This window comes from Moraxella sp. CTOTU49097 (assembly GCF_032064105.1).
GTDB classification, from domain to species: Bacteria; Pseudomonadota; Gammaproteobacteria; order Pseudomonadales; family Moraxellaceae; genus Faucicola; species Faucicola osloensis_B.
This window is the reverse complement of sequence record NZ_DAMBOA010000045.1, coordinates 1-2626: the sequence shown is the minus strand read 5'-3', so window position 1 is coordinate 2626 and position 2626 is coordinate 1. Positions and strand designations below refer to the sequence as shown.

The window sequence follows — 2626 nt, the reverse complement described above, 5'->3', positions numbered from 1 at the left end:
CAGTACGCTTAAGATGCTCATAGCTTAACGCATTAACGTAGTTCCATACGAAATTCACCGAACCGCTTAGGCGGTTAAGCTTTGCTGTGTGTTTATCTCGTATGCGTAGCTTGAGTGTTTTCATGCAAATTATTTTAGCAAAATTTATGCAAGCGTTATAGTGTACAAGTTGCCTTATATCCACCGCCTAAAGTCGGTGGTTTTACGGCAACGGATGATAAACTGGATGACTAAATATCTTCAAGCTTTAGCACATCATAAGCGGGCGTTTCATACGGGTGTGCCTGTTTTAAGGCTTGCACCACCGCTTTGATGCGCTCATCTACAACCACCATCTCGACTCGCCATTCTTCGATTGTTTGTAATTGATTGGTCGTACCAATAAAGGCATGATTGCCTGCCAATGGCATAAACTGTCCTGTACCCAACACCTGCCAACAGCAATACTGATAATTGCCAATCTGCCCTGCCCCTGCGTCAAACAAGGCTTGCTTTACAGCCTCTAGATAATCGGTCGGTATGTAGGTGGTGAGTTTATACATGGGTTGCCTTATTAAAATGTTAAGCCGTTAAGCCCTATCATCATGGTTTTGTATTTGTTTTAATCTAGCTTTAATCTAACATAGTTTTTTTGCAAAAAGCGCGTTGGTCTGCGTTTTTTCGTTGATTATTATCCCGTTTTAAAAAAAATTCACCCTTAAACGCGCTATATATTATACAATATTGTATAATATATATTATTGTGAAATGCTTAGGTGGCGTATGTTGTTATTTTCTATTGCAGATTATAGTCATCCATTAGTGGGTGGCATGTTGATTGGACTCTCTGCGGTTATGCTGTGGTGGAGTATTGCCAAGATTGCTGGCATCAGTGGCATTGTTGCCAGTCTCTGGCAGCCAAACTCAGCCGATTTTGCTTGGCAATTGGCGTTTTTTGTGGGCTTGCTAGTATCGCCCTGGCTGGTTGGTCAGTTATTTGGTTTGCCAACCATCACGGTATCATCATCGCCTTGGCTGTATGTCATCGCAGGGTTATTGGTCGGTGTGGGCACGCGGATGGGCTCAGGGTGTACCAGTGGTCATGGTATCTGTGGCAATGCGCGCTTTTCGCCCCGTTCATTGGTGGCAACCATTGTCTTTATGTCTGCAGGGTTTGTGACGGTGTTTATCGGTCGTCATGGGTTGGCATTGATTAAGTAAAGATTATCGGGGCATCTATTATGCGAAAAGAAATTGTGTTATTGATTAGTGCTATCTGTGGGTTGGTGTTTGGTACGGGTTTGATTGTCAGTGATATGGCAAACCCAAAAACCGTACAAAGCTTTCTTGATCTCGCAGGCGATTGGAATCCTGCGTTGATGTTGGTGATGATTGGCGCGCTCATTGTCGCCACCATCGGTTTTAACTTAAGTCGCTTAAAAAAGACCAGTCTATCGGGTGCGCCGTTTCCACCGATTCGCCGCGGTATTGACAAGCGCTTGGCGATTGGGTCGATGATATTTGGTATCGGTTGGGGCATCGCTGGTATCTGCCCTGCCCCTGCGGTGGTTCTCATGGGCATGGGCATCTGGCAAGGGGTGGTATTTTTTGTCGCCATGCTAGTAGGTATGGGAATAGTGATAGCGTTTGATAAAACCCAATCCGCTTAGTCATCATTAGTCATCAGTAGGGTGAAATAACCGATAAAACCCACCCGCCATGAGCCAGCTGGCTAGTTGCTGTGGCGTTTCTGTTTGCCCTTGCCGCACCCAATGAATATAGGTGTGATACAGCATCCCTGAGGCAAATACCAGATTGTACTCCCCGCTTTTATCCTGATGTGGCGCGGTCATAGCTTGGCAAGTCAATGACTGCTTTTTGCGGTATTCGACAAAAATTTTGCTATTAAGTAGCGTATCTAAAATCAGCCCTTCAAAGCCTTGATTGAGCAAAATCTTGGTCGATAACTCAAACTTGCTCAGATAGTCAAACACTTGTCGCAAAAACGCATAAAACTCGCCCTCGCTTGCCGCCGTCAAGTCAATAAAAGGAAAATCATGCTCAATCTGCGCCAAATAGTCTTTGAGTAGCGCAAGCTTGCTATCGTAATTGCGATAATACCCCATGCGACTCACGCCCGCCTTTTGGGTCAGCTCTGTGACGCTGATATCGGCAAATGGGGTGGATTCCATAAATTTTAGCAGCGCTATGGCGAGCGAACGTCTGACTACGGTGTTGGCATTGCCCATGATATGCGCCTGCTGTCCAAAATCACTCAAGCTCGACTCAATACTCGTACCCGTGGGCGATGGAAGCGGTGTGAAGGTTGGCTTTGGCACGCGTTAATCCTTTCAACTCAAGCCTTTACTTAATTTATCAAAACAAAACAAACCCAAATGTCACAGTTGCTGCAGCCTGCTGAAAAATTAGTATACCCTAATTAGGTAGCGGGTTGAACTGTTTAGCGCTAAACCGCTGTTATACAAAGACAGATGCAGCCAAAAAGCCACTGCAAAGTAGCCTGCGGCAGGTCAGCTATAAGGACAACTATTAAGGAAAATAAGGGGAAAGCGATACATGAAAGGTCAATCATTTGATACGGATTTTTTGGTTATAGGCTCAGGCTTTGGCGGTAGCGTCTCGGCGA

Annotated in this window: 4 protein-coding genes and 1 pseudogene; 2 read left to right on the top strand and 3 right to left on the bottom strand. The window is 45.3% G+C overall.

Going from position 1 to position 2626, the window contains the following annotated elements; all coding sequences use genetic code 11:
• Together RT064_RS10955 and RT064_RS10950 are read right to left on the bottom strand one after the other, a co-directional pair.
• A pseudogene (locus RT064_RS10955) lies at positions 1 to 124 on the bottom strand (RNA-guided endonuclease InsQ/TnpB family protein); the annotation flags it as partial.
• 106 nt (positions 125 to 230) lie between these two features.
• Positions 231 to 542, bottom strand: coding sequence for a YqfO family protein (locus RT064_RS10950; RefSeq protein WP_313063395.1), 312 nt, complete (start codon positions 540 to 542; stop codon positions 231 to 233).
• A 220-nt stretch (positions 543 to 762) separates the two neighbouring features.
• Here RT064_RS10950 and RT064_RS10945 point away from each other — a divergent pair, with 220 nt between their 5' ends.
• Both RT064_RS10945 and RT064_RS10940 read left to right on the top strand, forming a co-directional pair.
• Positions 763 to 1200, top strand: coding sequence for a YeeE/YedE family protein (locus RT064_RS10945; RefSeq protein WP_313061299.1), 438 nt, complete (start codon positions 763 to 765; stop codon positions 1198 to 1200).
• 20 nt (positions 1201 to 1220) lie between these two features.
• On the top strand, positions 1221 to 1649 hold the full coding sequence (locus RT064_RS10940) for a DUF6691 family protein (RefSeq protein WP_313061296.1): 429 nt from the start codon (positions 1221 to 1223) through the stop codon (positions 1647 to 1649).
• Positions 1650 to 1655: 6 nt separating this feature from the next.
• Here the strand turns inward: RT064_RS10940 and RT064_RS10935 are convergent, their stop codons facing one another.
• Entirely contained in the window at positions 1656 to 2318 is a 663-nt protein-coding gene (locus tag RT064_RS10935) for a TetR/AcrR family transcriptional regulator (RefSeq protein WP_313063393.1), read from the bottom strand.
• Positions 2319 to 2626: the final 308 nt, after the last annotated feature.